Raw genomic sequence first — 3,300 nt, 5'->3', positions numbered from 1 at the left:
CAGCCCCGGCCGGCCCGGACTCGCCGACTATGCCGCCACCAAGGCCGCCGTCGTCGCCTGGAGCCGCGCCGCCGCCCAGGAACTCGCCCCCCGCGCCATCACCGTCAACGTGGTGCAACCCGGCTCCACCGACACCGAGATGAACCCCCAGGACGGCCCGAACGCCGCCGCCCAGCGCGCCGCCAACGCGCTGGGCCGCTACGGCCGCCCCGAGGAGGTCGCCGCCGCCGTGGTCTTCCTGGCCACGCCCGCCGCCGCGTTCGTCACCGGCAGCGTGCTCGCCGTCGACGGCGGCTACTTCGTCTGACGGCCCGCCGACCCGGTCCGCCACCCTGCGACCGGATGGTTCGGACCGTTCGGACCGTTCGGGCAGGGAGGGGCGGGGATCGCGCCGGGGCGATGAGTTCCGGGCCGCCGGGCGGTCAGTACCGGCATGGAGACCCTGGAAATCGGACTGGACCCGGGAGCGGGGGCGCGGCTCGAGGCGCTGCTCGCCGGGCGCACGGAGACCGTTCGCGTCGCGCTGCGGGTGGGGGAGGTGGCCCGGCCCGGACCCGGTGAGCTGCGGCGGGTCGGGGAGTTGGCGCTGCTGGTGCGGCGGGCGGGCCACCTGGTGGTGCTGCGCGGGGCGGACGAGCGCTGGCTGCTGCTGCTGGAGCTGACCGGGCTCGCCGGGGCGCTGCCCCTGGAGTGAGCGGCCGTCAGGCCCGCGGGTCGGTGGTCAGGCGCATCGGCAGCCCCCACAGCGGGAAGAGCCGCTCCACGTCCATGTGGTTGGTCATGGTGGCGATCCGGCCGTCGACGACCTCCAGCAGGGTGATGCCCCACGGCGTCCACCCCTTGCCGTCCTCGGCCGGGCGGTACTGGGCGAAGGCCGGCGTGCCGTTGGCCTCCACCGGCAGCAGCCGCGAACCCGCGCAGCCGCAGCCCGCGCCCCGCCACCACTCGCCCAGCTCGACCACGCCCCGCACCCACATCTGGAACGGCGGCATGTTCAGCACCGCGTCCTCGTGCAGCAGGCGCTTCAACGCCTCGATGTCGAAGGCTTCGAACGCCTGGACGTACCGGGACAGCAGGGAGCGCTGCGTCTCGTCCAGCGGATCGAAGGTGTCACCCGCCGGGCCCCGGGCGGCCATCGTCGCCCGGGCCCGCTGCAGCGCGCTGTTCACCGAGGCCACCGAGGTCTCCAGCAGCTCCGCCGTCTCCGCCGCCGACCAGGCCAGCACCTCCCGCAGGATCAGCACCGCCCGCTGCCGGGCCGGGAGCTTCTGCAGCGCCGACACGAACGCCAGCCGGATCGACTCCCGCCCCACCGCGACCTCCGCCGGATCCCCCGACAGCACCCGCGCGTCCGGCACCGGGCCGACCCAGACGTTCTCCTCCAACTGCGCCAAGTCCGGCGCGTTCGCCGGGCACGGCGAGGTCAGGTCCATCGGACGGGCCCGGCGCTGGGCGGCCGGGGCCATGTCCAGGCAGACGTTGGTGGCGATCCGGTAGAGCCACGTCCGCAGCGCGGAACGGCCCTCGAACCCGTCGAACTTCGACCAGGCGCGGACCAGCGTCTCCTGCACCGCGTCCTCCGCCTCGAAGGCCGAGCCCAGCATCCGGTAGCAGTACGCCGTCAGCTCCCGCCGGAACGGCTCCAGCCGCTCCGCCACCCCGTCACGATCCATGATCATTGCCACGGGGTCCAGCTTAGGCGCCGCCACCGACAACGCGGAGGCTCACCCGGCGTCGTCGGGCCGCAGGGCGATGTGGTCGGCGGCGAGGTCGGCGGCGACGCGGTGCTCCATGCCGAGGGCGGCCAGGAAGGCGGCGGGGAGCTGGACGCGGCCGGTGCGGTCGAGCATCACGTACTCGCGTTCGCTGGTGGTCTCGGTGCCGTGCTCGTCGACCTCGGTGCGGCGCAGGACCTCGCTGCTGGTGCGGCCGTCGCGGATGGCGACGGTGCGGCGCACCTCGCCGGCGACCATCGGGTCGTGGGTCACGATGACGACGGTGGTGCCGAGTTCGCGGTTGACGGTGCGGAAGGCGTCGAAGATGCCGGCGGCGGTCTCGGTGTCGAGCTCGCCGGTGGGCTCGTCGGCGAGCAGCACGGCGGGGGAGTTGGCCATGGCGACGGCGATCGCGACGCGCTGCTGCTGGCCGCCGGAGAGCTCGGCCGGGCGGCGGTGCGCCAACTCGCCGATCTCCAGCGCCTCCAGCAGCTCGGCGACCCGGCCGCGCTGCCGGCGGGCGGCGCGGTGGCCCGCCCGCAACTGCACCGGCAGCGCGACGTTCTGCGCGGCCGTCAGGAAGGGCAGCAGGTTGCGCGCGGTCTGCTGCCACACGAAGCCGACCACCTCGCGGCGGTAGCGCAGCCGCTCCTTGGCGGGCATGGTCAGCAGGTCGCAGCCGTCCACGGTGGCGCTGCCGGCGGTGGGGGCGTCCAGGCCGGAGAGGATGTTCAGCAGGGTGGACTTGCCGCTGCCGGAGGCGCCGACCAGGGCGACCAGGTCGCCGCGGTCCACCGTCAGGTCCAGGCCCTGCAGCGCCTGCACCTCGATGCCGTCGGTGCTGAAGATCCGCACCAGCCGTTCGCAGGCGATCGCCAGGCCGGCCCCGACGGTCCGGGGCGCGGCCGCCGCCAGCGCCCTGGTGCGCAACTCGTCCAGGCTCGGGGGCGGAGTGCTCATCGGGGCGTCCTTCCAACAGAGGGCTCGGCGGCGGGTGCGGGAGCGGGTGCGGCGGGTGCGGCGAGTGCGGCGGGTACGGGTGCGGCGGGTACGGTCACTCGGCGTCCCCCGCGCGCAGTTCGGTGCTGATCTGCCGACGGGCGGTCACCGCGGCCTCCGCCACCACCGCCAGCGCCGCCAGCAGGGCCAGGCCGAGGGCCTGGCGGGCGATCGGCCCGGCCAGCAGCCGCAGGCCCGTCGGGACGTCGGAACCCACCAGCGGGGACAGGTCGAGCGCGGGGCCGAGCAGGCGCACGCAGCAGACCGCGATCAGCGCCCCGCCGAGGGCGGCCACCAGCGCCTGCGGCAGCACCTCGGTCAGCACCAGGGCCAACCCCTGCCGGGGCCGCAGGCCCATCGTGCGCAGCCGGGCCAGCAGCGCCGCCCGCTCCGGACCGGCCCGCAGCAGCGTCAGCAGCAGCGCCAGCAGCGCGAACAGCGCCGTCGCGCCCACCGAGAGCCAGAACAGCCGCACCGCGGAAGCCTGCAGCGGGTCGCCGCCGAGCGCCGCCGCCTCCCCGGCGGCGGTCCGCACCCGGTGCCCCGGCTGCCCGGCGGCGGCTGGCCGGCCCAGGAACCGCTCGGC

The 3,300-nt window shown here is 75.8% G+C and carries 4 protein-coding genes and 1 pseudogene; 2 read left to right on the top strand and 3 right to left on the bottom strand.

Annotated elements, in window-relative coordinates:
* Together ACFUEL_RS37380 and ACFUEL_RS37375 are read left to right on the top strand one after the other, a co-directional pair.
* The coding region (locus tag ACFUEL_RS37380) for an SDR family NAD(P)-dependent oxidoreductase (protein WP_380242309.1) at positions 1-307 on the top strand (307 nt) is incomplete at its 5' end.
* 126 nt (positions 308-433) lie between these two features.
* The gene (locus tag ACFUEL_RS37375) at positions 434-694 is read left to right on the top strand and encodes a hypothetical protein (RefSeq protein ID WP_380242307.1); all 261 of its coding nucleotides are present in this window, start codon (positions 434-436) and stop codon (positions 692-694) included.
* 7 nt (positions 695-701) lie between these two features.
* Here ACFUEL_RS37375 and ACFUEL_RS37370 read toward each other — a convergent pair whose 3' ends face one another.
* From ACFUEL_RS37370 to ACFUEL_RS37360, 3 genes and pseudogenes are all read right to left on the bottom strand, one after another.
* Positions 702-1,679, bottom strand: coding sequence for a sigma-70 family RNA polymerase sigma factor (locus ACFUEL_RS37370; protein WP_380242311.1), 978 nt, complete (start codon positions 1,677-1,679; stop codon positions 702-704).
* A gap of 45 nt (positions 1,680-1,724) precedes the next feature.
* Positions 1,725-2,675 carry an ABC transporter ATP-binding protein gene (locus ACFUEL_RS37365; RefSeq protein WP_380242305.1) on the bottom strand — a complete coding sequence of 317 codons (951 nt, stop codon included), beginning with the start codon at positions 2,673-2,675 and terminating at the stop codon, positions 1,725-1,727.
* Between the two features lie 94 nt (positions 2,676-2,769).
* A pseudogene (locus tag ACFUEL_RS37360) lies at positions 2,770-3,300 on the bottom strand (ABC transporter permease); the annotation flags it as partial.

This window comes from Kitasatospora sp. NPDC057198, from assembly GCF_042670125.1.
Lineage (GTDB): Bacteria > Actinomycetota > Actinomycetes > Streptomycetales > Streptomycetaceae > Kitasatospora.
Note: the sequence above shows the minus strand (reverse complement) of the source record. Positions and strands in the feature narration are given on the sequence as shown.

Coding starts and splice junctions, on each gene's coding strand:
- ACFUEL_RS37375 (WP_380242307.1), top strand. CDS start 434: ATGGAGACCCTGGAAATCGGACTGGACCCGGGAGCGGGGGCGCGGCTC.
- ACFUEL_RS37370 (WP_380242311.1), bottom strand. CDS start 1,679: ATGATCATGGATCGTGACGGGGTGGCGGAGCGGCTGGAGCCGTTCCGG.
- ACFUEL_RS37365 (WP_380242305.1), bottom strand. CDS start 2,675: ATGAGCACTCCGCCCCCGAGCCTGGACGAGTTGCGCACCAGGGCGCTG.